The sequence below is a fragment of the Clostridium sartagoforme genome, assembly GCF_039521405.1.
Lineage (GTDB): Bacteria > Bacillota > Clostridia > Clostridiales > Clostridiaceae > Clostridium > Clostridium sartagoforme.
In genome coordinates, this window is sequence record NZ_BAAACH010000008.1 from 39498 (window position 1) to 63376 (window position 23879).

Sequence of the window (23879 nt, forward strand, 5' to 3'; positions counted from 1 at the left end):
GCTATAAGCACTAAATGGAGTTCACTTCATTTAAGCTTGTAGCTTTTTCAGTCATATACTATTAAATAATATGATAGTATTGATAAATATGAGGAATATATTTACAATTGACTCAAAGGGTTATATAGTTATATAAAGATTAATCAATAAATTAGGATAAGTTAATTATTAAATGGGAGATGAATTTATGAGAATAGGAATTATAGCACCTTCAGAAGATGAAATAAGACCTTTTATTAATGAAATTTCAAATAGGAAATTAGAATATCATGCAATGTTAAAATTTTATATTGGTAAATATGCTGATATAGAAGTTGTTGCACTATATTGTGGTGTTTGTAAAGTTAACGCAGCAATTGCAACTCAAATTTTAATAGATAAGTTTCAAATAACTAATATTATTGTAACTGGAGTAGCAGGAGCAATTGATAAAAGCTTAGGTATTGGAGATACAGTTATTTCAAGAGAAGTAGTATATCACGATGTTGCTGAAGAAATATTAACAGAATATCATCCATGGATGAAAACTATATATTTTGAAAGTGATAAGAATTTATTATCTTTATGTAGGATAATAGTTAATGATAATATTTTTAGTCAAAATATATTATTTGGGAAAATAGTTACAGGAGAAGCATTTATAGATGATAAGGGGAGAAGTGAAATAATATCTAAGTATGATCCGCTTTGTGTAGATATGGAAACAGCAAGTATTGCGCATGTTTGTTATGTAAATCAAATTCCTTTTATAGCTATAAGGTCAATAACAGATACTGAAGATGAAAGTGGTGTAGATATTTTTGAATCTAATTGTTTAATGGCAGCAAATAAGTCTGTTGATATTGTAAAAAAGCTATTATCAATAATATGATACTTATGCATGTAGGAATAAAGAAAAGCAATAGTATATAAACTAAAAGTATATTAACTTATTATAAAGGTTACTACACTTTTAGTTTATTATGAAGGATATTAAAGTTAAAATTAAACTCTTCATTATTAAGATGATCCTAAAGATTAGGATCATAGACAATTTTGTAATAGCAGGTATTATTTTCTATTCTAATAACTTCGTATCTATCATCATCAATTTTATTAAAGAACACCATATAGTCTTTAATTTTCTTAGAATCCATATCTCCTATATAGCTATCTATCTTTTCATAATTCAAATTATTAATTTCAACTAAAGTGTTTCTAAATTCATTTAATTTTGAATCCTTAAAATTAAAGTTTTCGTCTATATTTTCTATTGAAGCTTTATATATTATATCAGAAAAAGTATTGTTTTCAGGAGTTCTTAAACTTGGATCTATTTGCGTTATACTAATATTTAGATCAACATTTAAAACTTCATTTTCGGTAAAATACTTAATTGTCTCTGCACCTTGTGATGATAAAGTTTCTAGTAGATTAACACCATGCTCACCATCAAATCTACTGATTCTATCCTCAATAGGTTCAACATACTTTAAATCTAAGAAATTATTTTTACAAAACTCCTTAATTAAATTTATTCCCTGTATATATTTATCTACAAAGGTGTTATTTCTTAATTCAGGATTAGAAACATTCTTACTATTATCAGGAATTTCAATATTATCTCTATCTTCGATAATATTTTTCATGTCTACATTATTTTTATTTTTCTCTGAGGACTCAGTTTCATTGTTATTTTTAATTATAGGAGGATTCTTTTGGTCAAGTTTATAATTACTTTGAAATTTATTGCAACCAATTAAAAATATACTTAACATGCATAGTGAAATCACTCTAACAAATTTCATCTATAACACTCCTTTTACAAATATTTACTTTATGTATAGTATATATCAAATATTATATTTATTCTATACATAAATTAGACATTACATAAGTTTATAAAAAATAGAAATTTATTTAGTTATAGATTTGAAATAAAGAAATTTTAATTAAATAATACAACTAAATAAAATACTCGTAAATGAGTATTGAATACAATAAATAAAAATAAATTATATAACAAAAGAAGGATATACAGTAAATCTATAATTATGATATAATTACCAAAAAAGAAGTGTAATTTATATAAAATAGTTAAGATTTTACCAATAAAGATAAAAATAAAACTGAAGCATACTGGGAGGATAAAAAATGGATATAAAAATAAGAATCGCTAGTGAAAATGATGCAGAAGAAATTTTACAAATATATGCACCATATATAAGGGATACAATAATAACTTTTGAATATGAAGTACCAGTAATTGAAGAATTTAAAAATCGTATTAGAAAAATATCAAAAGATTATCCTTATTTAGTTTGTACTTTAGATGAAAAGATAATTGGATATGCATATTCATATAGGCATAAAGAAAGAGCAGCTTATCAATGGAATGTTGAGTTATCTGTTTATATCGATAATAAATATCTACATTATGGGTTAGGAAAAGCTTTTTATACGGCTTTAATTGAAATATCTAAACTACAAAATATTCAAAATATATATGGAGTAGTTACATCTAATAATATAAATAGTGAAAAATTACATGAGTATTTTGGATTTAATAAATTAGGAGTTTATCATAATACGGGGTATAAATTTGGCAAATGGCATGATGTTACTTGGTTTGAAAAAAGAGTTAATGAATATTATGGTGAACCAAAACCTTTATTATCAATTAAAGATATTGATAAAGGGGTATTTAATGAGATTATAGACAAGTGTTGTAAGATGATAAAATTATAAAATGACCTTATAACACATCTATTATAGAGCAGCTATAGATTAATAGTTTCATGTGGAGGTAGATATTATGAAAGAAATATTATATATGTTACATTGTGTTTTCCCAACATCTGATATAAAAAAGACAGCAGCTTATTATAAAGAGGTACTAGGATTCAGAGTGGAAGAATATCTTGATGTAAGTGAACCACATATTTGTTTGTATCGTGATTTTACTGAGATTATTTTGACAAAATCAAATGGACAGGAAGTAATTCCAAATAGAAAGCTATATGGATATGGTTATGATGCATATTTTATAACAAATAATCAAGAAATCTTACAAGAGGAATTAAAAAATTCAGGAGCTAAAATTGTTCGTAAATTATCACATACTGATTATTGTAATAAAGAGTTTGTTATTGAAGATGTTGATGGCAGGTGGATAGGTTTTGGAATAAAAGAAATTTAAAATCGTTTAAGGAGACAGACTAATTGGAAGCTTTGATAAGAATTTTAAATGAAAATATATTAGAAAATAATACTTGTGTTGAAATGAACTTTTGTATTGATGATGATATGGAATATAAAGATTGTTGGTTTGGAAAAATGTTAGATAAGAATAATATTAATAAGGAAATACAATATATTTAGAAAAATTATAAGTGAATAAAACGTGATAGTTTATATTAAAAGGGATTATGAAGGAGTTAATATGTTTAATGAAATAAGAAGAAGTGATAGAAAAATTGATAGGTTAGAAGCAATACAACTATTAAAAAAGTGTGAATATGGAGTTTTATCTACGATGAATGAAAATGGATATCCTTATGGGGTTCCATTAAGTTATATTTATACAAATGATTCAATATATTTTCATAGTGCATTAGAAGGACATAAGTTAGAAAACTTGAAAAATAATGATAAAGTATCTTTTTGTGTAGTTGGACAAACAAATGTATTGCCAGATAAGTTTAGCACTAAATATGAAAGTGTAATAATCTTCGGGAGTGCAAAAGAAGTTTTTGATGATGAAAAAAATGTAGTTCTTTTGGAATTAATAAATAAATATTCACCAGATTATATAGAAAAGGGAAAAATATATATTAAAAATGCAGGTTCAAAAACTAAAGTTATAAAAGTAAATATAGATCATATATCTGGAAAGGCAAGAAGATAATTTAGTAAATAGGATTTATTATGAATAATACCTATAAATTATATACATTTTTAAGGAAATCTAAGAGTTCCCTTAAAAATGTATTAATCTATTAGTATTATCATTTGATTATTTAAATTTATCTATCAAACCATTCATTAGTTTGTGGATGAGTATAGTGAGGCGTAAATTCTATAATATTATATTCTTGAGAACCAGAAATTTTAAGTGGATCAGAATTTAAATAAGCTTTGATTTCTTCGATAGAATTAGCTTTCATGATTAAAATTCCGCCACTCATATTTTCCTTAAGTCCTGTTATTAATGTTACACCTCTTTCTATTGCTTTTTGAGAATAAGCTATATGTTCCTTCATAACACTTTCATCTATTTCTAAAGTAGAGTTTAATGTACCTTCAATAATGAAATATTTCACTTTTATTAACCTCCTTTACATAAAATATAATATACATATTATATCATAATAATAACTAACAACGAATTATTATTTGTTGAAATTTATAAAGCTTATTGAATTATTTTAAGAGGAGTTTAAAATTTATTTATAATAAATAGCATAGGGGGCAAGTTAGAATGAAATTTTTAATAAGACCAATAGATATTGGAGATGGAAAAGGAATAAATTTACTTAGGCGTATGCCAGGTGTGTTTGAAAATATACTTGGTATCCCATCAGAGAGAGTAAAACGTAATGAGGATTTTATTATGAATATGGATGGCAACCATCACCAATTTGTAGCTGTAATAGAGGATAAAAATGGTGAAGAAATTATTATTGGTACTGCAGGTTTAGTGATAAATGCAAATCCTCGCACACGACATAGTGGTAGTATAGGCATTATGATTCATAAGGACTATCAAAATATTGGCGTTGGAACTGCATTAATGGAAGCTTTACTTGATGTTGCAGACAACTGGTTGATGCTGATTCGTGTTGAATTAGGAGTTTTTGAAGATAATAAAAGGGCTATTCACCTTTATGAAAAACTAGGATTTGAAAAGGAAGGTCTTAAACGTCTTGCAGCTATTAGGAATGGTAAATATGAAAATGAATACGTAATGGCAAGGATAAACCCAAAATATATAAAAAAATAGTTGTATAAAATCATAAACAATAAATGACAATTTGTGAATTTAAGATAAATATAGGAGATAAATATGATTATTAAAAAAATTTTAGATGAAATAACTACTGAACTTAAAGGTATTCCTGGTATTGTAGGAATAGTTTTAGGAGGTTCAAGAGCGAGAGGTACAAATCATCAAGATTCTGATATTGATATTGGTATATATTACAATGAATCAGAGGGGTTTAAAGTTAGTGAAATTGATAAAATTGCTACAAAGCTAGATGATGAACATAGAATAAATTTAGTTAGTTCATTAGGAGAATGGGGTCCTTGGGTAAATGCAGGAGGATGGCTAGTAATTCAAGGATATCGTGTGGATTTTATATTTCGTGATGTAAAACGTGTATCGAAAGTAATTGATGATTGTTTAAATGGAAAAATTTCATCAAATTATCAGACAGGACATCCACATGCTTATTTAAACTCTATGTATATGGGAGAAGTAGCAATTTGTAAGATATTAGATGATCCTAAAAATAAAATTACCGAATTAAAAGAAAAAACTATACCTTATTCAGAAAACTTAAGAAATGCAATAATTGGTTGGTATATGTTTGAAGCCTCTTTTTCTCTAATGTTTGCTAAATCCAATATAGACAAAGATGATATTTCATATGTTTGTGGTCATTGCTTCAGAAGTATTTCTTCCTTAAATCAAGTTTTATTTGCTTTAAATAATGAGTATTGTATTAATGAGAAAAAAGCAGTAAAAATGATAGATGCTTTTAAAACTAAACCGCAAAATTATAAGAAAAGAATAGATGAGCTTATTACTTTAATTTCTTTTAATGAAAGTAATACAAGAAAAGGAGTAGAAATACTTGAGGAACTTGTTAATGAAGTGAAAGCTTTATGTTAGATGCCTATATAATATATATAAAATGAATCATAAATGGGGAATAATGTAATGAATAATGAAATATTAAAAGATTTAATAGTATCAGTAAAAGATCAAAACCTTCACGTGCTTAATGTTGTTGTTAGGAAAAATGGAAATATAATTGCAAAATATGATTTTGAAGAAGAAAAGCCAATACTTTTATATTCTGTAAGCAAGACATTTACATCAATGGCAGTAGGAATTTCAATTAGCGAAGGATATCTTTATCTTACAGATAAGATTATAGATTTTTTTCCTGAGGCAAAAGAGATACCTATGAATGAATATTTAAAAGAAATTACTATTCATGATTTGCTTTGTATGGGAAGTGGTCATGGAGAGTGTCCTGTAATGAAAGCTGACTGGAGTGATGATAAGGAGTGGGATATATCTCAATTATTTTTTAATGAGCCAATTATATTTAAACCAGGTACTCGTTTTATATATGATAATTCAGCAACTTATATGCTTTCAAAGATTATAAGTATAACAACAGGAAGTAAATTAGATGAATACTTAAATGAAAAGGTATTTAAATATTTACAAATACCGAAACCTAAATGGGATACATGCCCAAAGGGAATTCCACAAGGGTTTTCTGGGTTGTATTTAACAGCTGATGAGTTGTCCAGATTTGGGCAGCTAATACTTAATAAAGGAATATGGAATGGAAATCAACTTATTCCTTCAAGTTATATAGAGCAAGCAACATCTGTTCAGATTCAAACAAAAGACTTTAATGAAAAGTTTGCAACAGAAGATCATCATCAAGGATATGGCTATCAAATGTGGATGAATTCATATAATGGTTCATATCGTATGGATGGGTTATATGGTAATTATGTAGTGATTTTGCCAGATAAGAATGCAGTTGTAACTTATGTTTCAAATGAGCCCAAGAATATGACAGGGATTCTAGAACTTACATGGAATACTTTAATAGATAAATTATAATTATTTAAAAAATAAAAACTGGCTATAAAAATATTATATGAGGAGATTGAGAATGAATAAAATTACATGTATTTGTTTAGGGGTAAGAAGTATGGAAAGAGCGATAAAGTTCTATAGAGATGGACTTGGATTTAAAACTGATGAAAAAGAAGACAATCCCAAAGTAGTGTTCTTTGATACAGCAGGAACAAAATTTGAGCTTTATCCTTTAGATTTATTAGCTGAGGATATAAATGAAGAAAATCCTCCAAAAATAAATAGTGGATTTTCAGGTATCACATTAGCATATAATGTAGAATTTAAAGAAGATGTTGATAAAGTTATTGAGTTAGCTAGAAGTGCTGGAGCGACTATAGTTAAAGAACCTCAAGATGTATTTTGGGGGGGATATCATGCATATTTTAGTGATCTTGATGGTTATTATTGGGAAGTTGCATGGGGACCTAATTTCAAATACGATGAAAATGGGTTACTTATTTTATAAGCTATCTATTTGGATTTAGTTTGATTGGAGAATATATGAAAATATTAATCTTTGGTATAGTTGCAAGTGGAAAAACAACACTTTCAAAAGAGCTATCTTTAAAATACAATATCCCATGTTATGAAGGAGATAGCATAGCATGGGGGGGAGAAGGAGAAGAGAGATATAAACGTTCGGATTCTGAGCAATTAAATAGAATTTTAGAAATTGACAAAAGAGGTCATTGGATAATTGAGGGAACTTATAGAGAAAGTCAAAAATGCTTGTTTGATATGGCAGATAAAATTATTTTCTTAGATACTCCATTACATATTAGAAGGATGAGAATAATTACACGTATTTTAAAACAAAAGTTTAGAATAGAAAAATGTAATTACAATCCTACCTTTGAAATGTTAAAAAATATGTTCAAGTGGACAAAAGATTTTGAAGATAAGCGAGATAAATATGAAAATATGTTGTTATGCTATGAAGATAAATTAATAAGAATAAAAAATGTTAAAGAGTTGAATATGAATATATAAGTTAAGTTTTGGAGGAAATTATATGTTAGGACATATAGGATTTTCATATATAGGATTAGTTTATTTATTGATGTTATTTATTCCTAATATTATCTGGATAAAGCATCAGCCAGAAAATTATGATTATAGCAATGAAAACAAAATATTGCTCATATTTGAGCGTGTTGGACAAGTAGCTGCAACATGCTGTGCTTTAATTTTTTCAGATTTTAATATTACTACTTTCTCTCTTTGGAGTCTCTGGCTAATCCTATCATTTATTTTAATGGTTTTATATGAGGCATATTGGGTTAGGTATTTTACAGGAGAACCTACATTGAAAAATTTCTATCGTAGTTTATATGGTATTCCAGTTCCTGGAGCAACTCTTCCTATTATGGCATTTTTGTTATTAGGAGTATATGGGAAGGTAATTTGGATGATTGTATCTATAATAATTCTTGGGATTGGTCATATAGGGATACATTTTCAGCACTTGAAGCAGATAGAATAGAATTAAAAAATATGTTATAATCTATTCAGAATAATATTAAGTTAAATTGATTTCATTTAACTAATATGGAAACTGAAGCTTGAAAGGAGAATAAATATGCTTGAATATAAATTTGATACTCAATTATTAATTGAGGGGAATAATCTTTCAGAAGATGCAATTAATGAATATATAACTAAAAATATTGAGGGAGATTGTTTACTTGCAGTTGGAGATGAAGATTTGATAAAGGTTCATTTTCATACTAATACTCCATGGAGGGTACTTGAGTATTGTGCTTCTTTAGGAGATATATATGATGTTGTTATTGAAAACATGGAACGTCAAGAAAATGGCCTGCAAGGTTAATATATAGAAGCAGCTAATTATATGAATAACTTATTATTCAAAAGTGAATATGCTGTGTTTATCAACTTATAAGAAAAGAGGAGTATAGTCTATGGATAATGAAAAATGTGATCTGATTCATCCTAATGGTGTTAAAGAAAAGAAATTAGAAGTAATTGATGGCTATACAATTAAATACCATGCTAACGGAATTACTATGTGGTCTAAAGGTAAGATTGTAAATAATCAACCAGAAGGATATTGGGAATGGTATCGACCAGATGGTACAATTAAACGTTCAGGGTACTTTGAAAATGGAGAACCAATTGGTGAATGGATTACATATGATAATAAAGGAGAAAAACACAAAATAACTCAAAAAGGTAAAAGATAGTAATGGAGAGTTTAAGTTTAATTTGTTATAGCTTATTTTTCTTCCTAATCCATACAAAAAAGACAGTACAAAAATAAAGAGCCTAGATTTCCTAGGCTCTTTATAGTTTAATACTTACTTCACCAGAAGATAATAATCTAATAGTACCATCTTCCATTTTGACTTTAAGTCTACATTCATCATCAATTTCAAGAACAGTGGCTTTTTCACAAGATTTATTAGAAAATATAGTTACTTCTTTATTAATTAATAGAGATCTCATTTTATAAGATTTCAGAAAAGACCTATCCTCTATGTGTTTGTAATAATCCCAAAAGAGATCCAAAACTTTAGCTATAAGCTTACTTCTAATATTAATGGACGTATGAGAATAATCTTCAAAAATTCCAGTTGCTATATCTTTAATTTCCTTTGCAAAGCCTTCTTTTGGTGCTATTACATTAATACCAATACCTAAAACAGCATAATCAATTGTATTACTTTGAAAATTAAAAGATGCTTCTGTTAATATTCCACATACCTTTTTGTTGTCACAATATATATCATTAACCCATTTTATTTTAGCTTCCTTATCAGAAACAGCTTCTATAGCTTCAGCCACAGCCACAGCAGCAGCGATAGTAATAAGAAATGATATTGAAGTACTTATCTGTGGACGTAAAAGAATGCTCATATAAATTCCAGTACCTTTTGGTGAATGAAACTTTCTGCCTAATCTTCCTCGGCCTCCAGTTTGCTCCTCTGAAATAATTATAGTACCTTCTCTTTCTCCATTAACTGCAAGTTCTTTTATTGCTGTATTGGTAGAATCAATTGTTTTATATACATTTATATTAAACTCATTATTATTTTCACTTAAATATTTATTTATAATTTCAGAGGATAAGACATCTTCATTATTAGAAAGTATATAATTCTCATTATTAACTTCTAAAGATTTATTATCTAAATTCATTGTTATCACCTATAATGTTTCAATAATTTTATTTTATTAAATATTATAACATACAAGTTTTTTCAAAAATATAAATTTATATAATTTTATAAAGCTATTACTATCCAAACAAAAGATATATATGTTATTATTTATATATAAGCCAATAATTGGTATATAATTAAATATATTTCAATAGTAAATAATAATAAAACTATTTTTGAAAAGAGAGAAGATAAATTGAATAAAAGAATCAAATTTTCAATAGGAATTATATTTGTCTTAATAGGTATAATTATAATGGGATATTTATTTAGATTAGATAGATTTGGATCATCAAAAATTTCATGGGTTGATTGCATAAAAATAAATAATAGCATATATTATAGTGGCTATGTAAGAGAAATAGTGGAAGGGACTTTAATTGATGAAAAAATAGGAGAAGTAAGGTTTAATATTTCTGAAAAGGTTACCAATGATAGGTATAGGTTTAGGAATGGAGATGCAACTTTTTTAAAAGAAAAAACAGAAATATATAGCTTAAAATTAGAAGGTAAAGCTATAGCTGTAAAAATTGACGATAAGTATTATATATATAATACTTATCCATAGAATGATATAACAAGTGATGGATATAAAATTGTAAAATTAATTAGAAGAAAATGAAATAGTAATTTAACTATTAATATAAGAGGAGAGATTATTTTTGGAAAGGAAAGTGAAAAATATATACTTAATCATATTTATGATTGGATTACTACTAAATTTTACTCTATCAAAGGATGAAAGAGCATATATATTGATATCAATATTTGGACTAATTGGGTTCTTTGTAGAAACAATTTTTAATAAGCTAGATTCTAAATCAATAGCAAATGTAGAAGATGAAATTTAATAATTTAAGTAAAAAGCCAAAAAAGGATTTGTGTAATTTAATCTTACATAAATCTTTTTCCTTATATATGACTTAATAAAGTTATTTTTAGAAAGAATAATTATATTAACCATAAACTTATGGTATTATTTACATATAAGACAAATAACGGTATATAGTCTTGATACAAAGTTTTTACTAGTAAACTTTTGAAAAAATTAATTTTGGGGGGATAAATAATGTCAAAAGAAAAATTATTACCAATTTCAATTTTTTGTTTAGCTATTTCACTTATTATTAGTGCTTCAATAATATCTAATGGCATGCAGAATAATGGACGATTTATTGGAGATGGAATAAGCCAAGGATTATTTAATATTAATAATGCAATTAGTGAAAAAAATAATAATAATTTGGATTCAAAAGATATTTTATCATTATATGAAGCAGCTGAATATTTAGGTATTACACAGGATAGACTAATGCAAGTAATTAACCATGAAGAATCTGAGATACCATATATAAAAGTATCTGAAAGTTTTATATTTAGCAGAAATGCATTAGATAAATGGGTGGAAACATCAAAATTTAAGATGTAATATGAAGAAAACTAAAATGATATGATAAAGAATAAAATGGTGTGGGTAAATTAAATAAAGAGTTAAAGAAAGCTGATTTTTACACAAGTGTAAGTCAGTTTTTTATTATGTAAAATTATAAAATTTAAAAACTGAGTAAATATGATTATTTATGTAAACTTTTTTACGCAAATGAGAGGTAGTGGAATAAATGAGATAATGTTAAAATAAGGATATAATACAAAATAATGTTGAGAGGGAGATAACTATTATGTTATTAATTGGTGTTGATATAGGTGGAACAAAATGTGCTGTTAATTTAGGTGAAATATCCGGAGATGAAGTAAAAATCATTTATAAATGTAATATTAAGGAGACAAAAAAATATTTACCTCAAGAAATGATGGATGCTTTAGTTAAAGATATTTTATTTTGTAAAGGATTAACTAGTGGTGATGAAATACAGGGAATAGGAATTAGCTGTGGAGGGCCTTTAGATGGCAAAAAGGGAATAATAATGTCTCCACCTAATTTACCAGGATGGGACAACATTAATATAACAAAGTATTTTAAAGAAAAAACAGGGTTAAAGTCTTGGCTTTGTAATGATGCTAATGCTTGTGCTTTGGCAGAATGGAAACTTGGCGCAGGAAGAGGAACTTCTAACATGATTTTCATGACTTTTGGTACAGGCCTTGGAGCAGGTCTTATTTTAGATAACCGGTTATATTCAGGCACAAATGATATGGCTGGAGAATTAGGACATATAAGACTTAGTGAGTTTGGTCCTGTTGGCTATGGGAAAATAGGTTCATTTGAAGGTTTTTGTAGTGGAGGAGGTATTGCTCAATTAGCGAAAAGTGTAATTCTTGAAGAGCTACAAAGAGGAAATAAACCAGCCATATGTCCTGATTTATCTGAAATAGAAAACTTAACAGCTGAGAAGGTTGGGAATTTTGCTAAAAAAGGAGATGAAGTGGCAAAGAAAATTTTAAAGATAGTAGGAATAAATTTAGGTAAGGGATTATCAATTTTAATAGATTTATTAAACCCAGAAAAAATTGTTATTGGCAGTATTTTTGTTAGGTGCTATGAAGAAATTTGGCCATGGGCAAATAAAGTTATAGAGGAAGAGTCCCTCCTTATAAGTAGAAAAGTTTGTCAAGTGGTGCCAAGTAAATTATCTGAATCAGTAGGGGATGTTGCAGCTTTAGTTATAGCAGAATATTATTCAATTTTGGAGGGATAAGATGAAAGCAAGAACTAAAAAGAATTTAGAAGATTTTTTTAAACGTAATAATCAATTAATTCCTATAAAGAAGGAAATCTTAGAAATTTGTGAAGCAATAACATACTGTTATGAAAATGGTGGACAAGTTTTGATATGTGGTAATGGTGGAAGTAGCTCAGATTCAGACCATATAGTAGGGGAACTTATGAAGGGATTTTTATTGCAAAGACCTTTAGAAAAAAAGTTAATTGAAAGATTCAAGAGCCTTTATGGTGAATATGGAGAAGATATATCAAAAAAATTACAAAGAGCTTTACCAGCAATTAGCTTAAATACTCAAACAGCTCTTATATCAGCATTCAATAATGATGTAGATCCAGATTTAACTTATGCTCAGCAAGTTATGGGGTATGGAAGATGTGGTGATATAGTGATTGGAATTAGTACTTCAGGTAATGCAATTAATGTTTATAATGCATTGATTACAGGGAAAGCAATAGGAGCTAAAACAATAGCATTTACAGGTAGAGATGGAGGAAAAATATCTAAAATATCTGACTATTCATTTATAGCTCCAGAAAAAGAAACTTATCTTATTCAAGAATATCATTTAATTGTATATCATTTTGTTTGCATGTATGTAGAATCTGAATTATTTGATTTATAATGCAAGAAAGTTCTGTAAGTCTATGAAAACAATAAATAAAGGAGAATAAAAATTTTATTATGATGAAGGTTATAATTGCTGATGATGAGGTAAAGGTATGTCAACTTATATATAAGCTTATAGACTGGAATGAATTAGATATGGAGGTTGTAGGGATTTCACATAATGGAATAGATGCATTAGAACAAGTCAAAGAAAAGAAACCAGATATAGTTATTACTGATATCCGTATGCCTGGATATGATGGAATAGAATTAATTAGACTTTGTAGAGAAATAAATGAATATATTGATTTTATTATAATAAGTGGATATGCACAATTTGAATATGCACAAAAGGTTATTAAGTATGGGGTATGTGATTATTTATTAAAACCTATAAAAAAGGAAGAACTTATTAATAATCTAGAGAAGATGAAAGAGAAATATGCAGATAGAATGAATAAGCTTACTAATGAAGAAAAGCTAAAAGCTCGTCTTAAGGTTGATATAGAGAAGCTTAGATCAAGGATTTTCACAGAAATATTACTTAACAAATCTATACAAAATTTAGATTTGAAAATTCAAAATATAAATGAAGAATATCATTATAAATTTCAAGAAGGAAACTTTCAAGCAATTACTATTAAAATAGATCTCGGATTTAAAGAAATAGAAAAAAATAAAATTAATATTTTGAAATCAAAAGCCATAGATATATTTAATAATCATTTATCTTCAGAATGTTTTGATTTAGAAATATATTTCCAAGATAGTGTAGGATATTGTATTTTAAATTATAAAGAAAGTTGTAAAAAGATAATTAGAAAGAAACTTAAATTAGCCTTAGATGAACTATTAATACAAAAAAATATATTTATGGATTTAGAGTTAACGCTAGGTATAGGTAGTATAGTCGAAGACTTAAGTAAGTTATATCAATCTTTTAGATTATCCTATTATGCAATGGAAGAAAGAATATTGTTAGGTAGAGGAAAATTAATTGAAAATGTTGAGATTAGAGATAATCATCAATATATTACAGGAATTTTTAGTGAATTAAATAAATCTATGGAGAAGGCCATTGAGATTTTAGATAAGGATTTATTAATAACATCTATAGATGAATTTAAGAAAATGATTTTAGGAAATCAAAACATATCAGGAGAAGAGATAATTGATTCAGTAAATGAAATTTTTAAGATATATGTTATTTTAATAAGAAATAATATGATGGAAATAGAAAATAAAGCTGAATTTAGTAATGAATTTAATATACACATTAATAATTGTGGTTCTGTTGAAGAAATATTTGAATATTTAAAAAATAAATTTTTAAAGTCATTAGATAAAATTATTGAAGATAAAAGGCAAGCTGATACTAAACCAATTCGTGTAGCTAAGGAATATATAAAGCAAAATTATATGAAGCAAATAAGTTTAGAGGAAGTTAGTTCTTTTGTCGGATTTAATTCATCTTATTTTAGTCATCTGTTTAAAAAGGAAAGTGGAAAAAATTTCTTAGAATATCTTTCAGAAACAAGAATGAATAAGGCTAAAGAATTCTTAAAAGAATCAAATTTAAGCATAGCAGTAATATGTGAAAAGGTAGGTTACTGTGATATAAAGCATTTTACAAAAAGTTTTAAAAAAATTGCGGGAATAAAGCCAAATGAATATAGAAAATTATATTCATAAAGGAGTAATTATGAAAAATAAAAAAAAGCAGTATATCTCAAAAAACATTTTATATATGTATATTACTATGGAAAGCTTTATAGCTAGTTTACTTACAATACTTATGATTATATCCTTTATAGAAAAAAAATATGTGATAATTGTAGGGCTTAGTTATATTAGTTTTATTATTATTTCTTATATAAGTTATAAGTATATATATGTACCATATAAAGAAAATTCTAAGGTATTAAAACTTTTTGCTAAAGGTTATACTATACAAGGTATATTTGATCAAAATACATTTCTAAGCCCTGAAATAGAAGAGCTAACTAAAAAATTTAAAGAGGTTATTCAAGGAAAGGAATTAATTACTGCTTCAAAAAAACAAGCTGAATATCTTGCATTACAAAATCAAATTAACCCACATTTTTTATATAATACTCTTGAAGGAATCAGAGGTGAAACTTTAAGTGCAGGATTAGATAGTGTGGCTAAAATGACAGAAGCACTTGAAACTTTTTTTCGTTACACAATTTCTAATGTGGAAAACTTAGTTAGTTTAGAAGATGAGTTATGTAATATAGAAAATTATTATATTATTCAACAATATCGATTTGGAGAAAGAGTAAATTTAAAAATAGATATAAATAGAGAAGACGAAGAAAAGATTTTAAAATATAAAATTCCAAAACTAACTTTGCAGCCAATTGTAGAAAACGCCATCTATCATGGAATAGAGAAAAAAATTACTAATGGAAATATTAGTATAAAAATTGAAACCACTAAAAATCGTATGATAATTACTATTTCAGATGATGGATCAGGGATTGAAGAAGAGTTACTTAAAAAGTTAAACAAGAAGTTAAATATAATTTCCTTTGATAATATTAATATAAATAACCAAAAAAAAGGGGGCATTGCTTTAGTTAATGTAAATAGAAGAATAAAGCTTTTATTTGGAGAAGAGTACGGAATATTAATTTATAGTAGGGTTAATGCAGGAACAGATGTCGAAATAACCCTACCATTAATAGAAGGTTTCTAGAGGTAATTTTATGAGTGAAGAAATATTAAGATTAGAAAATATAATTCAATTTAAGGAAGAAAGAAAAGTCCTAGATAACTTTAATCTACGTGTTTTAAAGGGGGAAATCATGGGACTAATATTTCTTAATGACTATGGCAAGGAAGCGCTTATTGAATTGCTTTGTGAAAATGTCCCGATACATTATGGCCGGGTTTATTTTGATGAAGTTCTGATAAATAATTATGAGTATAGCAGCCAAAGGAGGAATAAGGTTGCTATTATAGATAAAAAAAGTAGATTAGTTGATGATTTAACAGTTTCAGATAATGTTTTTGTAATTCGTAAAGGATTCAAAAAGTATTTAATTAATAGAAATATACTTAACTCTCAACTTAAGATATTTATGACTGAATTGAATATTAATATTGATGGAAATAAAATAGTACGTAAATTATCAGCTTTTGAACGATGTGTCGTAGAAATTTTAAAAGCTATGATAGGAGGAATTAAGCTAATAGTAGTTAAGGACTTAAGTAATTATTTAAGTTCAACTGAATTAATAAAATTTCAGAATATTATTAAATATTATTGTGAGGCTGGAATATCCTTTATTTATATATGTAGCCATCATGAAGAAGCTTATAAAATATGCAATAGACTATACTTATCTGAAAATGGAAGGATACAAAAAATACTAAACAAGAATGACTTTACTGAAGAAAAGATTGGTCCTTATATTATTGATTTTAATGAAATTAAGATCAATGAGTTTATAGAAGAAAATAAGGAAGGAATATTAAAATTTAAAAATATATGGACTAAAAATTTAAAAGGAATGAACTTCAAAATAAAAAAAGGTCAATGCACAATAATTTTAGATTTAAGTAATACAGCACTAGAAGAAATAGTAAGCCTTATTAATGGAAATTTACAACCAATCAAAGGAAGTTTGCTTTTTGAAGGAAATAATTATTTTAAGAAAAAACATATTAATATTATAAAAAATGGTGTAGCTTTTATTGGAGAAGAACCAATTAAAAATATGATATTTGAAGAGATGAGTTATATGGATAATTTATGCTTTTTAATAGATAGGAAGAAAAATGGAATCTCTTTAAGTAGAAGGATTAGAAAAAGTATTGTAAATGAATATGAACCTTTGGTAGGAAAAGATATATATGAAAAAGATATTTCAAATTTATCACTTACAGCTTTATATAGTCTTATTTATTATAGAATTCATTTATACAATCCTAAAATAGTATTTTGCTTTCAGCCTTTTTATGGCGCGGATATGTATTTAAGAAAACATATAATTAACTTGATAAATGAACTTAAAAAAAGAGGTATTACTGTTATTATTATTGGAATAGCTCTTGAAGATTCATTAATTCTTGGTGATCATCTTATTGTTATAGAAGAGGGAAAAGTAAGAAATGAATATGATAGAAATGAATTTAATTATATAGATAAAGTAAACGTTTAAAGAACAAAAAAATGACCCTGTAAATCCAAAGTTTGCCCCCTTACTGTAAAAAATATGAAATGTTATACTAAAGATGTTAAGAGAAGCAGTAGGGAGGATGGTTTAAATGGAGGATTATATAGTTGAGGCAAAGCATGTAACAAAAAGCTTTTCTGGGGTAAAAGCATTAGATGATGTAAGCTTTAATTTAAAAGCTGGAGAGGTTATGGCACTACTAGGAGAAAATGGTGCAGGTAAATCAACTCTTATGAAAATATTAAGTGGTGTTTATACAAGAGATTATGGTGAAATAAAAATTTTAGGAGAAAATGTTGGAAATTTAACTCCTAAAAAAGCCCAAGAATTAGGAGTTGCGATTATTCATCAAGAAATAAGCATGTGCCCACATCTTTCTGTTACAGAAAATATTTTTCTAGGGCGTGAAAAATCTCATTTAGATATTCTTTCTAATAAAGAAATGAATAAGGAAGCAAAAAAAATCTTAGATAGAATGAATATTGATATTCCACCAGATACTATAGTTGGAGAACTTTCAGTATCTAAGCAGCAAATGATAGAAATAGCTAAAGCAGTTTCAACAAATGCAAGAATATTAATAATGGACGAGCCTACATCTGCATTAACTTCTAGAGAAATTGATGAGTTATTTGAAATTATTGAAAGGTTAAAAAAAGACGGTTGTGGCATAGTATATATATCTCATAGATTAGAAGAACTTCAACATATAGTTGATAGAGTTACAATAATGAGAGATGGAAAATATATTACATCTATGAATTTTGAAGATACTACAATGACTGAAATTATTTCTAACATGGTTGGAAGAGAAATAAAAGAAAAATTCCCAAGAGTAACATGTAAGAGAGGGAAAAAGATTTTAGAGATAAAAAATTTAAGGTCTGGAAAATCAGTTAAGAATGTTAATTTTAATCTATATGAAGGAGAAATTGTTGGTATAGCAGGTTTAGTTGGAGCAGGACGTACAGAAACAACAAGGGCAATTTTTGGAATGGATCCAAAAGAATCTGGAGAAATTATTTTAGATGGTAAAAATATTAAGATAAATAAACCTTTAGATGCTATTAAAGCAGGAATAGTTCTTGCTCCAGAAGATAGAAAAAAAGATGGATTATGTACAAAATTAAGCATTAGAGAAAACGTTTCCTTACCAAATTTAGATTTACTTTGTAGTAAATTTGGAGTTGTAAATAAGAAAAAAGAAAAAGAAATGACTAATAAGGCAGTTAATGATTTTAAAGTCAAGTTAGCTAGTATAGAATTGAATGCTGGAAGTCTTTCAGGAGGTAATCAACAAAAAATCGTTGTTGGTAAATGGTTAGCTAGGAATTCAAGAGTTGTAATTTTTGATGAGCCTACTAGAGGTATTGATGTTGCAGTAAAGGTTGAAATTTATAATCTTATGAACAAATTAAAGCAAGAAGGAATTGGCGTATTATTTATATCTTCTGAATTACCAGAAATAATGGGAATTAGTGATAGAATCTTAGTTATGTGTGATGGAAGAATAACAGGAGAATTAGATATAAATGACGCTACCCAAGATTTAATTTTAGAATACGCTACTAAATTTGAAAGTAAGGATTTAGTTAATTAAGCTAAGGAGGGGTTAAAAGTGGAAAATGTTGAAAAACAAGGAGCAATGAGAAAATTATTTAAAGTGAGAGGTATGGGGCAAGTAATTACAGTAACCTTTGGGCTTATTATTCTTTGTGTAGTATTTGGTATTTTAAATCCTATTTTCTTTTCAAGTCAAAATGTAGGTAATTTACTTAGACAAATAGCACCAATACTAATAATTGGTATTGGACAATCCTATGTTTTAATAACAGGAAATATTGATTTATCAATTGGTTCAGTAGTTGGTATGAGCTGTATGATTGCAGCAACTCTTATGACTAAGGGTGTAGGGCCTATGCTTGCTGTATTAATTACATTAGTATGTTGTTTACTTCTAGGCGTTTTAAATGGAGCATTAGTAGCAAAATGTAAATTGCCACCATTTATTGCAACTTTAGGTACAATGACTATAGCAAGAGGTATAGCTCAAATTGTAAATAATAACTATAATACAGATTCAATTGGTAATGCAGCAAAAGGTTTTAGAAATTTATTTTATTATGGGAAAACCTTAGGACTTTATAATACAATTTGGATTGCAATTTTATTATGGGTTGTTTTCAATTTTATTTTAAGTAAAACTCGTACCGGTCGTCATATTTATGCTATTGGAAGTAATGTTGAAGCAGCTAAGCTATCAGGTGTAGATATAGCAGCTACAACAACAAAAGCTTATGTTGTAAGTGCATTTTGTGCTTGTATAGTTGGATTAGTTATATGTGCTACAAGTGGGATGGGAACAATGGATGCAGGTAATACCTATGAGATGTATGCAGTTGCAGCATCCGTAATAGGAGGAGTAAGTACCCTTGGTGGACAAGGTATTTTACTTGGAACTGTAATAGGAGCTTCCATTTGGGGTGTATTACAAAATGGATTACAATTTGTAGGTGCACCAGTAGCTATAAGAAATATAGTAATTGGTATAATAGTAGTTGTATCTGTATTATTAGATATAATACTTAGAAGTGGGAAATTTAGAAGATCTAAATTAACAAACGATAAAAAGAGGGTAATAGAAAATAATGAAAATAAAGTTGAGAAATTATAGCGAAAGCTTTAATTAAAAATAGGAGGTTTTATTAATGAAAAAGAAATTAATATCATTAGTTTTAGGATTAACAGTTTTAGGAACAGTATTAACAGGATGTAGTGGAAAAGCAGAAGAAACTGGCGGTAAGTCAGAAGGAAAGAGTAAAGTATATTTAATTACTATGGACCAAATGGATCAACATTGGGTTAACGTAGATGCAGGGGCTAAAAAAGCTGCTGGAGAACTAGGAAATATTGAATATACTTGGCTAGCACCAGATGTTAAAGACGATGCTAAGCAAATTGAAGCAATTAATAATGCAGTAGCAGGAGGAGCAAATGCAATACTTTTAGCAGCAAATGGACCAGATGCTGTAACTCAAGCTCTAGAAGAAGCTAAAAATGCTGGGGTTAAAATAATTTATGTTGACTCTGCAGCAGATTTTCCAGCAGAACAAACATTAGCAACAGATAATGAAGCAGCAGGAAAAACAGCAGGAACAGAAATGATAAATGCTTTAAAGAAAGCAGGAGTTACTGAGGGATCCATTGGTATAGTAAATGTTAACTCTGCAACAGCTTCAACTGTAGCACGTGAAAAAGGTTTCCGTTCAGCTTTTGATGGTACAAGTTTTAAAATATTAGAAACTCAATATGGTGAAGGTGATGCTGCAAAATCAAAGGAAATTGCTGCTAACTATATTACTCAAGGTGTTGTAGGTATATTTGGTGCTAATGAAGGTTCAACAGTAGGAGCAGGTAACGCTATACAAGAATCAGGTAAAAAAGTTATTGGTGTAGGTTTTGATAAGTCAGATATGATTCTTGAATTAATAAAGAATGGACATCTTCTTTGTACAATGGCTCAAAATCCAGATGTTATGGGATATGAAGGTATGAAAACTGCTGCTAAAGTATTAGCAGGAGAAAAAATAGAGAAGAAAAATGTTGATACTGGAGTTTCTGTTATAAACGCTGAAGCTTTATAATCTCTATTATATTCAAATAAATTCCAGCCCGAAGAAAAAATAAAGTTGTTATGGTAAATTCATAACAACTTTATTTTATATTATGATATAATTAACATAATATATTTTATGAATGTGAGATGGATAAAAATGAATTATAAAGAGCTACAGCCTGACTGTGAAAAGTGTTTTGGGCTATGTTGTGTTGCATTATACTTTTCAGCTATTGATGGATTCCCTGTAAATAAAGATGCAGGAAAACCTTGCATTAATTTAAAAGGAGATTTTAAATGTAAAGTTCATGGAGAGCTAAATAAAAAAGGATTAAAGGGCTGTATAGCGTATGACTGTATTGGTGCAGGTCAAAAGGTAGCTCAAGTTACTTATTTGGGACATGATTGGAAGAAAAAGCCTGAATCTTCAAAGCAAATGTTTGATGTTTTCATTATTATGAAGCAACTTCATGAAATGCTTTGGTACCTTAATGAAGCTGTTAGATTGCAATATAATAACAATATTAATAAAGAAATGTTGATTAAAAAAATAGATGAAATAAAGAATATAACAAATTTAGAAGCAAAGTCAATTATAAAATTAGATTTAATATTAACTAGAATGGGAGTTAATAAGTTGCTTTTGCAAACAAGTGAATTCCTAAGGTTAAAAGTTAATAGTGATAAAAAATCATTAAAGGGTAAAAAAGCTTTAGGCGGAGGCTTAAATCTTATGGGAGCTGATCTTAGAAAAAAGGATTTAAGAGGTGTAAATTTAAGTGGGGCCTTTTTAATTGCAGCAAATTTAAAAAATGTAGATTTAAGTTGGACAGATTTAATTGGTGCTGACTTAAGAGATGCAGATTTAAGCGGAGCTAATTTAAGAAATAGTATTTTTATAACCCAAGCTCAAATTAATAGTGCTAAAGGTGATGTTAATACAAAATTACCTGAATCCCTTAGCAAACCAAATCATTGGTTAATATAAGAGAATAAATAGCAAGAGATATCGTATTACTTATAATGATAGTACGATATTTTTTTATTAATAATATTAATGGAGGAATTTTATGGTTATTACTGATAAAATAATAAAAGGGAAAAATCTAAGGTATATACTTCGCTGTCCAATAAAAGAAGATGCTGAAGAATTATCTAAATTAAGAGTTAAGATAGATGGAGAAACAGAAAATCTTGATAGGGAATCAGGGGAAGGGTTATTAACCAAAGAAGACTTTGAAAGAATTATTTATGAAGACTCAATATCTAAAACAAATATATTTTTAATAGCAGAGGCAGAGGAAAAGATAGTAGGATTCACGAGGTGTGAAGGAAGTAAATTAAGTAAATTTAGACATAAAGCAGAATTTGGAATATGCATATTAAAAGAATATTGGGGATATGGAATTGGTAAGGCACTTATAGAAAGTGTACTAATATGCGTAAAAAATACCGAAATTAAAAAGATATCATTAACAGTTGTAGAAACAAATAAAAAAGCAATTGAGATATATAAAAGATATGGATTTGTACAAGAGGGATTATTAATAAATGATCGTATTCATAAAGATGGTAATTGTTATAATACAGTTATTATGGGGAAGTTTTTATAAAATTATAAGGAAGATAAAAGCAACTTGCAGTTGCTTTTAGAACTGTTAAGTTGGTTTCTCTTTTTAGTATGGGATGATACAATTAATCCATAAAGTTGAAAGGGGAATAAGAAATGAAAACTGGTGAAAAGATATCTAAAGCAAGAAGATCGGTTAACTTAACGCAAGATCAATTAGCAGAGTTATTAGAAGTAACAAGACAAACTATTTCGAAATGGGAATCTGATTTAGCACTTCCAGAGGCTTCGAAGATAGCTAAACTGGCTGAAGTATTAAAGGTAAGTTGCGATTATTTATTAAAGGATTGTAAGGTAATGACAACAGAAGTCTCTATGACAAGTGAAAATAGTTATGCAATTGATTGGAGTAAACTTTATCCAGTGCTTAGAGAGTATCAGAATACAGTGGATTGCGAAAGATACAATAAAAATAATTTTCCGACAACATTTAAATAAAGTTCAATAAATAGAAATTAAAATGTGAAAATTATAAATAAAATTAACTTAATAAAGCTCATATAAGTATTAATAAATTACAGATACTTATATGAGCTTTATTATATCGTTGAAATATTTATCATAATTGATTTTTTGATTTTTTGTCTTGAATAATATTTATAGTATAAATAATTATTAATAGTGTTATTGATAATATACCTATTTGAAGTACATCTAATATATTCTTAAAAATATCTATTTCTAAATAAGAATTAAAAAGAAGAATTCCAATATATATTATAATAGAAGCTATTATAAATGTTATTAAGTTACTAATTATTATTTTAAATTTTGCAATATACATTTCTTTTTTATCAATAGGAATAGAATCATATTTTCTTATTATAAAAACTTTTTTTCCTTGTTCTTTTATCCAAAAGAGATGGTGATTTAGATAAAGAGTTATTGTAATTATACCAAGTACCATTATAGGATTTATTAAAGAAATAGGTTTAGCATCTATCGCTTTTCCCCATATTACTTTATGTGCAGTGACATTCGATTGGGTATTTACAAAGTAGAAAAATAAAAATCCGTATAAGATTAATTTTTGATAATTAAATTTTATTCTATCTTTTTCATTTTCTAAAAAGTCCATTTTATTCTATCTC

Annotated in this window: 31 protein-coding genes; 27 read left to right on the top strand and 4 right to left on the bottom strand. The window is 27.2% G+C overall.

Going from position 1 to position 23879, the window contains the following annotated elements:
- The first annotated feature begins 187 nt into the window (after nucleotides 1-187).
- Nucleotides 188-871: a 5'-methylthioadenosine/adenosylhomocysteine nucleosidase gene (locus ABDZ60_RS02385; protein WP_343775598.1), complete on the top strand. Its 684-nt coding sequence runs from the start codon at nucleotides 188-190 to the stop codon at nucleotides 869-871.
- A gap of 139 nt (nucleotides 872-1010) precedes the next feature.
- Here the strand turns inward: ABDZ60_RS02385 and ABDZ60_RS02390 are convergent, their stop codons facing one another.
- Complete coding sequence (locus tag ABDZ60_RS02390) at nucleotides 1011-1787, bottom strand: hypothetical protein (protein WP_343775601.1); 777 nt, start codon at nucleotides 1785-1787, stop codon at nucleotides 1011-1013.
- 346 nt (nucleotides 1788-2133) lie between these two features.
- Here ABDZ60_RS02390 and ABDZ60_RS02395 point away from each other — a divergent pair, with 346 nt between their 5' ends.
- From ABDZ60_RS02395 to ABDZ60_RS02410, 4 genes are all read left to right on the top strand, one after another.
- Nucleotides 2134-2727, top strand: coding sequence for a GNAT family N-acetyltransferase (locus ABDZ60_RS02395; RefSeq protein ID WP_343775604.1), 594 nt, complete (start codon nucleotides 2134-2136; stop codon nucleotides 2725-2727).
- Nucleotides 2728-2794: 67 nt separating this feature from the next.
- Nucleotides 2795-3178 (top strand): VOC family protein, encoded by a 384-nt coding sequence (locus tag ABDZ60_RS02400; protein ID WP_343775607.1) that lies wholly within the window; start codon nucleotides 2795-2797, stop codon nucleotides 3176-3178.
- 23 nt (nucleotides 3179-3201) lie between these two features.
- Nucleotides 3202-3360: a hypothetical protein gene (locus tag ABDZ60_RS02405; RefSeq protein WP_343775610.1), complete on the top strand. Its 159-nt coding sequence runs from the start codon at nucleotides 3202-3204 to the stop codon at nucleotides 3358-3360.
- 61 nt (nucleotides 3361-3421) lie between these two features.
- Nucleotides 3422-3886, top strand: a complete 465-nt coding sequence (locus ABDZ60_RS02410) for a pyridoxamine 5'-phosphate oxidase family protein (RefSeq protein ID WP_343775613.1) — start codon at nucleotides 3422-3424, stop codon at nucleotides 3884-3886.
- 118 nt (nucleotides 3887-4004) lie between these two features.
- Here the strand turns inward: ABDZ60_RS02410 and ABDZ60_RS02415 are convergent, their stop codons facing one another.
- Nucleotides 4005-4301 carry a YciI family protein gene (locus tag ABDZ60_RS02415; RefSeq protein ID WP_016206663.1) on the bottom strand — a complete coding sequence of 99 codons (297 nt, stop codon included), beginning with the start codon at nucleotides 4299-4301 and terminating at the stop codon, nucleotides 4005-4007.
- A gap of 158 nt (nucleotides 4302-4459) precedes the next feature.
- On the opposite strand from ABDZ60_RS02415, the gene ABDZ60_RS02420 reads away from it, so the two are divergent.
- From ABDZ60_RS02420 to ABDZ60_RS02455, 8 genes are all read left to right on the top strand, one after another.
- Nucleotides 4460-4981 carry a GNAT family N-acetyltransferase gene (locus tag ABDZ60_RS02420; RefSeq protein ID WP_016206664.1) on the top strand — a complete coding sequence of 174 codons (522 nt, stop codon included), beginning with the start codon at nucleotides 4460-4462 and terminating at the stop codon, nucleotides 4979-4981.
- Nucleotides 4982-5044: 63 nt separating this feature from the next.
- Nucleotides 5045-5875, top strand: coding sequence for a nucleotidyltransferase domain-containing protein (locus tag ABDZ60_RS02425; protein WP_016206665.1), 831 nt, complete (start codon nucleotides 5045-5047; stop codon nucleotides 5873-5875).
- Between the two features lie 48 nt (nucleotides 5876-5923).
- On the top strand, nucleotides 5924-6850 hold the full coding sequence (locus ABDZ60_RS02430) for a serine hydrolase domain-containing protein (protein ID WP_343775618.1): 927 nt from the start codon (nucleotides 5924-5926) through the stop codon (nucleotides 6848-6850).
- 52 nt (nucleotides 6851-6902) lie between these two features.
- Complete coding sequence (locus ABDZ60_RS02435; RefSeq protein ID WP_016206668.1) at nucleotides 6903-7334, top strand: VOC family protein; 432 nt, start codon at nucleotides 6903-6905, stop codon at nucleotides 7332-7334.
- A gap of 35 nt (nucleotides 7335-7369) precedes the next feature.
- Nucleotides 7370-7858: a P-loop NTPase family protein gene (locus ABDZ60_RS02440; protein WP_343775624.1), complete on the top strand. Its 489-nt coding sequence runs from the start codon at nucleotides 7370-7372 to the stop codon at nucleotides 7856-7858.
- A gap of 22 nt (nucleotides 7859-7880) precedes the next feature.
- Nucleotides 7881-8351 carry a hypothetical protein gene (locus ABDZ60_RS02445; RefSeq protein WP_343775626.1) on the top strand — a complete coding sequence of 157 codons (471 nt, stop codon included), beginning with the start codon at nucleotides 7881-7883 and terminating at the stop codon, nucleotides 8349-8351.
- A gap of 96 nt (nucleotides 8352-8447) precedes the next feature.
- Nucleotides 8448-8699, top strand: a complete 252-nt coding sequence (locus tag ABDZ60_RS02450) for a hypothetical protein (RefSeq protein ID WP_016206672.1) — start codon at nucleotides 8448-8450, stop codon at nucleotides 8697-8699.
- A gap of 91 nt (nucleotides 8700-8790) precedes the next feature.
- A complete protein-coding gene (locus ABDZ60_RS02455; protein ID WP_343775629.1) occupies nucleotides 8791-9072 on the top strand; it encodes a toxin-antitoxin system YwqK family antitoxin in 282 nt (93 codons plus the stop codon).
- Between the two features lie 100 nt (nucleotides 9073-9172).
- On the opposite strand, the gene ABDZ60_RS02460 is transcribed toward ABDZ60_RS02455, so the two are convergent.
- The gene (locus ABDZ60_RS02460; RefSeq protein ID WP_343775632.1) at nucleotides 9173-10027 is read right to left on the bottom strand and encodes a biotin--[acetyl-CoA-carboxylase] ligase; all 855 of its coding nucleotides are present in this window, start codon (nucleotides 10025-10027) and stop codon (nucleotides 9173-9175) included.
- Nucleotides 10028-10246: 219 nt separating this feature from the next.
- Here ABDZ60_RS02460 and ABDZ60_RS02465 point away from each other — a divergent pair, with 219 nt between their 5' ends.
- The 14 genes from ABDZ60_RS02465 (at nucleotide 10247) to ABDZ60_RS02530 (ending at nucleotide 23226) form a co-directional block, all read left to right on the top strand.
- Nucleotides 10247-10618, top strand: coding sequence for a hypothetical protein (locus ABDZ60_RS02465; protein WP_343775635.1), 372 nt, complete (start codon nucleotides 10247-10249; stop codon nucleotides 10616-10618).
- 94 nt (nucleotides 10619-10712) lie between these two features.
- On the top strand, nucleotides 10713-10901 hold the full coding sequence (locus tag ABDZ60_RS02470) for a hypothetical protein (protein WP_343775638.1): 189 nt from the start codon (nucleotides 10713-10715) through the stop codon (nucleotides 10899-10901).
- A gap of 218 nt (nucleotides 10902-11119) precedes the next feature.
- Nucleotides 11120-11479 carry a MerR family transcriptional regulator gene (locus ABDZ60_RS02475; RefSeq protein WP_343775641.1) on the top strand — a complete coding sequence of 120 codons (360 nt, stop codon included), beginning with the start codon at nucleotides 11120-11122 and terminating at the stop codon, nucleotides 11477-11479.
- 250 nt (nucleotides 11480-11729) lie between these two features.
- Entirely contained in the window at nucleotides 11730-12707 is a 978-nt protein-coding gene (locus tag ABDZ60_RS02480) for an ROK family protein (protein WP_343775644.1), read from the top strand.
- Nucleotide 12708: 1 nt separating this feature from the next.
- Nucleotides 12709-13356 (top strand): D-sedoheptulose-7-phosphate isomerase, encoded by a 648-nt coding sequence (locus ABDZ60_RS02485; protein ID WP_047001484.1) that lies wholly within the window; start codon nucleotides 12709-12711, stop codon nucleotides 13354-13356.
- A gap of 59 nt (nucleotides 13357-13415) precedes the next feature.
- Nucleotides 13416-15032, top strand: coding sequence for a response regulator transcription factor (locus tag ABDZ60_RS02490; RefSeq protein WP_343775648.1), 1617 nt, complete (start codon nucleotides 13416-13418; stop codon nucleotides 15030-15032).
- A 10-nt stretch (nucleotides 15033-15042) separates the two neighbouring features.
- Nucleotides 15043-16059, top strand: coding sequence for a sensor histidine kinase (locus ABDZ60_RS02495; RefSeq protein ID WP_343775651.1), 1017 nt, complete (start codon nucleotides 15043-15045; stop codon nucleotides 16057-16059).
- A 10-nt stretch (nucleotides 16060-16069) separates the two neighbouring features.
- Nucleotides 16070-17527 (top strand): ATP-binding cassette domain-containing protein, encoded by a 1458-nt coding sequence (locus ABDZ60_RS02500; RefSeq protein WP_343775654.1) that lies wholly within the window; start codon nucleotides 16070-16072, stop codon nucleotides 17525-17527.
- A 106-nt stretch (nucleotides 17528-17633) separates the two neighbouring features.
- Nucleotides 17634-19142 (top strand): sugar ABC transporter ATP-binding protein, encoded by a 1509-nt coding sequence (locus tag ABDZ60_RS02505; RefSeq protein ID WP_016206683.1) that lies wholly within the window; start codon nucleotides 17634-17636, stop codon nucleotides 19140-19142.
- 45 nt (nucleotides 19143-19187) lie between these two features.
- Nucleotides 19188-20216 carry an ABC transporter permease gene (locus ABDZ60_RS02510; protein ID WP_047001529.1) on the top strand — a complete coding sequence of 343 codons (1029 nt, stop codon included), beginning with the start codon at nucleotides 19188-19190 and terminating at the stop codon, nucleotides 20214-20216.
- Nucleotides 20217-20250: 34 nt separating this feature from the next.
- On the top strand, nucleotides 20251-21186 hold the full coding sequence (locus ABDZ60_RS02515; RefSeq protein ID WP_016206685.1) for an ABC transporter substrate-binding protein: 936 nt from the start codon (nucleotides 20251-20253) through the stop codon (nucleotides 21184-21186).
- A 129-nt stretch (nucleotides 21187-21315) separates the two neighbouring features.
- Complete coding sequence (locus ABDZ60_RS02520; RefSeq protein ID WP_016206686.1) at nucleotides 21316-22146, top strand: pentapeptide repeat-containing protein; 831 nt, start codon at nucleotides 21316-21318, stop codon at nucleotides 22144-22146.
- A gap of 82 nt (nucleotides 22147-22228) precedes the next feature.
- Nucleotides 22229-22771, top strand: coding sequence for a GNAT family N-acetyltransferase (locus tag ABDZ60_RS02525; protein ID WP_343775661.1), 543 nt, complete (start codon nucleotides 22229-22231; stop codon nucleotides 22769-22771).
- A gap of 113 nt (nucleotides 22772-22884) precedes the next feature.
- Nucleotides 22885-23226, top strand: a complete 342-nt coding sequence (locus ABDZ60_RS02530; protein ID WP_343775664.1) for a helix-turn-helix domain-containing protein — start codon at nucleotides 22885-22887, stop codon at nucleotides 23224-23226.
- Nucleotides 23227-23347: 121 nt separating this feature from the next.
- Here ABDZ60_RS02530 and ABDZ60_RS02535 read toward each other — a convergent pair whose 3' ends face one another.
- A complete protein-coding gene (locus ABDZ60_RS02535) occupies nucleotides 23348-23866 on the bottom strand; it encodes a hypothetical protein (RefSeq protein WP_343775667.1) in 519 nt (172 codons plus the stop codon).
- Nucleotides 23867-23879 lie beyond the last annotated feature (13 nt).

Excerpts from the sequence above, each read along its gene's own strand:
- ABDZ60_RS02385 (WP_343775598.1), top strand. The coding sequence starts at position 188 with ATGAGAATAGGAATTATAGCACCTTCAGAAGATGAAATAAGACCTTTT.
- ABDZ60_RS02390 (WP_343775601.1), bottom strand. The coding sequence starts at position 1,787 with ATGAAATTTGTTAGAGTGATTTCACTATGCATGTTAAGTATATTTTTA.
- ABDZ60_RS02395 (WP_343775604.1), top strand. The coding sequence starts at position 2,134 with ATGGATATAAAAATAAGAATCGCTAGTGAAAATGATGCAGAAGAAATT.
- ABDZ60_RS02400 (WP_343775607.1), top strand. The coding sequence starts at position 2,795 with ATGAAAGAAATATTATATATGTTACATTGTGTTTTCCCAACATCTGAT.
- ABDZ60_RS02410 (WP_343775613.1), top strand. The coding sequence starts at position 3,422 with ATGTTTAATGAAATAAGAAGAAGTGATAGAAAAATTGATAGGTTAGAA.
- ABDZ60_RS02420 (WP_016206664.1), top strand. The coding sequence starts at position 4,460 with ATGAAATTTTTAATAAGACCAATAGATATTGGAGATGGAAAAGGAATA.
- ABDZ60_RS02425 (WP_016206665.1), top strand. The coding sequence starts at position 5,045 with ATGATTATTAAAAAAATTTTAGATGAAATAACTACTGAACTTAAAGGT.
- ABDZ60_RS02430 (WP_343775618.1), top strand. The coding sequence starts at position 5,924 with ATGAATAATGAAATATTAAAAGATTTAATAGTATCAGTAAAAGATCAA.
- ABDZ60_RS02435 (WP_016206668.1), top strand. The coding sequence starts at position 6,903 with ATGAATAAAATTACATGTATTTGTTTAGGGGTAAGAAGTATGGAAAGA.
- ABDZ60_RS02440 (WP_343775624.1), top strand. The coding sequence starts at position 7,370 with ATGAAAATATTAATCTTTGGTATAGTTGCAAGTGGAAAAACAACACTT.
- ABDZ60_RS02445 (WP_343775626.1), top strand. The coding sequence starts at position 7,881 with ATGTTAGGACATATAGGATTTTCATATATAGGATTAGTTTATTTATTG.
- ABDZ60_RS02450 (WP_016206672.1), top strand. The coding sequence starts at position 8,448 with ATGCTTGAATATAAATTTGATACTCAATTATTAATTGAGGGGAATAAT.
- ABDZ60_RS02455 (WP_343775629.1), top strand. The coding sequence starts at position 8,791 with ATGGATAATGAAAAATGTGATCTGATTCATCCTAATGGTGTTAAAGAA.
- ABDZ60_RS02460 (WP_343775632.1), bottom strand. The coding sequence starts at position 10,027 with ATGAATTTAGATAATAAATCTTTAGAAGTTAATAATGAGAATTATATA.
- ABDZ60_RS02475 (WP_343775641.1), top strand. The coding sequence starts at position 11,120 with ATGTCAAAAGAAAAATTATTACCAATTTCAATTTTTTGTTTAGCTATT.
- ABDZ60_RS02480 (WP_343775644.1), top strand. The coding sequence starts at position 11,730 with ATGTTATTAATTGGTGTTGATATAGGTGGAACAAAATGTGCTGTTAAT.
- ABDZ60_RS02485 (WP_047001484.1), top strand. The coding sequence starts at position 12,709 with ATGAAAGCAAGAACTAAAAAGAATTTAGAAGATTTTTTTAAACGTAAT.
- ABDZ60_RS02490 (WP_343775648.1), top strand. The coding sequence starts at position 13,416 with ATGATGAAGGTTATAATTGCTGATGATGAGGTAAAGGTATGTCAACTT.
- ABDZ60_RS02495 (WP_343775651.1), top strand. The coding sequence starts at position 15,043 with ATGAAAAATAAAAAAAAGCAGTATATCTCAAAAAACATTTTATATATG.
- ABDZ60_RS02500 (WP_343775654.1), top strand. The coding sequence starts at position 16,070 with ATGAGTGAAGAAATATTAAGATTAGAAAATATAATTCAATTTAAGGAA.
- ABDZ60_RS02505 (WP_016206683.1), top strand. The coding sequence starts at position 17,634 with ATGGAGGATTATATAGTTGAGGCAAAGCATGTAACAAAAAGCTTTTCT.
- ABDZ60_RS02510 (WP_047001529.1), top strand. The coding sequence starts at position 19,188 with ATGAGAAAATTATTTAAAGTGAGAGGTATGGGGCAAGTAATTACAGTA.
- ABDZ60_RS02515 (WP_016206685.1), top strand. The coding sequence starts at position 20,251 with ATGAAAAAGAAATTAATATCATTAGTTTTAGGATTAACAGTTTTAGGA.
- ABDZ60_RS02520 (WP_016206686.1), top strand. The coding sequence starts at position 21,316 with ATGAATTATAAAGAGCTACAGCCTGACTGTGAAAAGTGTTTTGGGCTA.
- ABDZ60_RS02525 (WP_343775661.1), top strand. The coding sequence starts at position 22,229 with ATGGTTATTACTGATAAAATAATAAAAGGGAAAAATCTAAGGTATATA.
- ABDZ60_RS02530 (WP_343775664.1), top strand. The coding sequence starts at position 22,885 with ATGAAAACTGGTGAAAAGATATCTAAAGCAAGAAGATCGGTTAACTTA.
- ABDZ60_RS02535 (WP_343775667.1), bottom strand. The coding sequence starts at position 23,866 with ATGGACTTTTTAGAAAATGAAAAAGATAGAATAAAATTTAATTATCAA.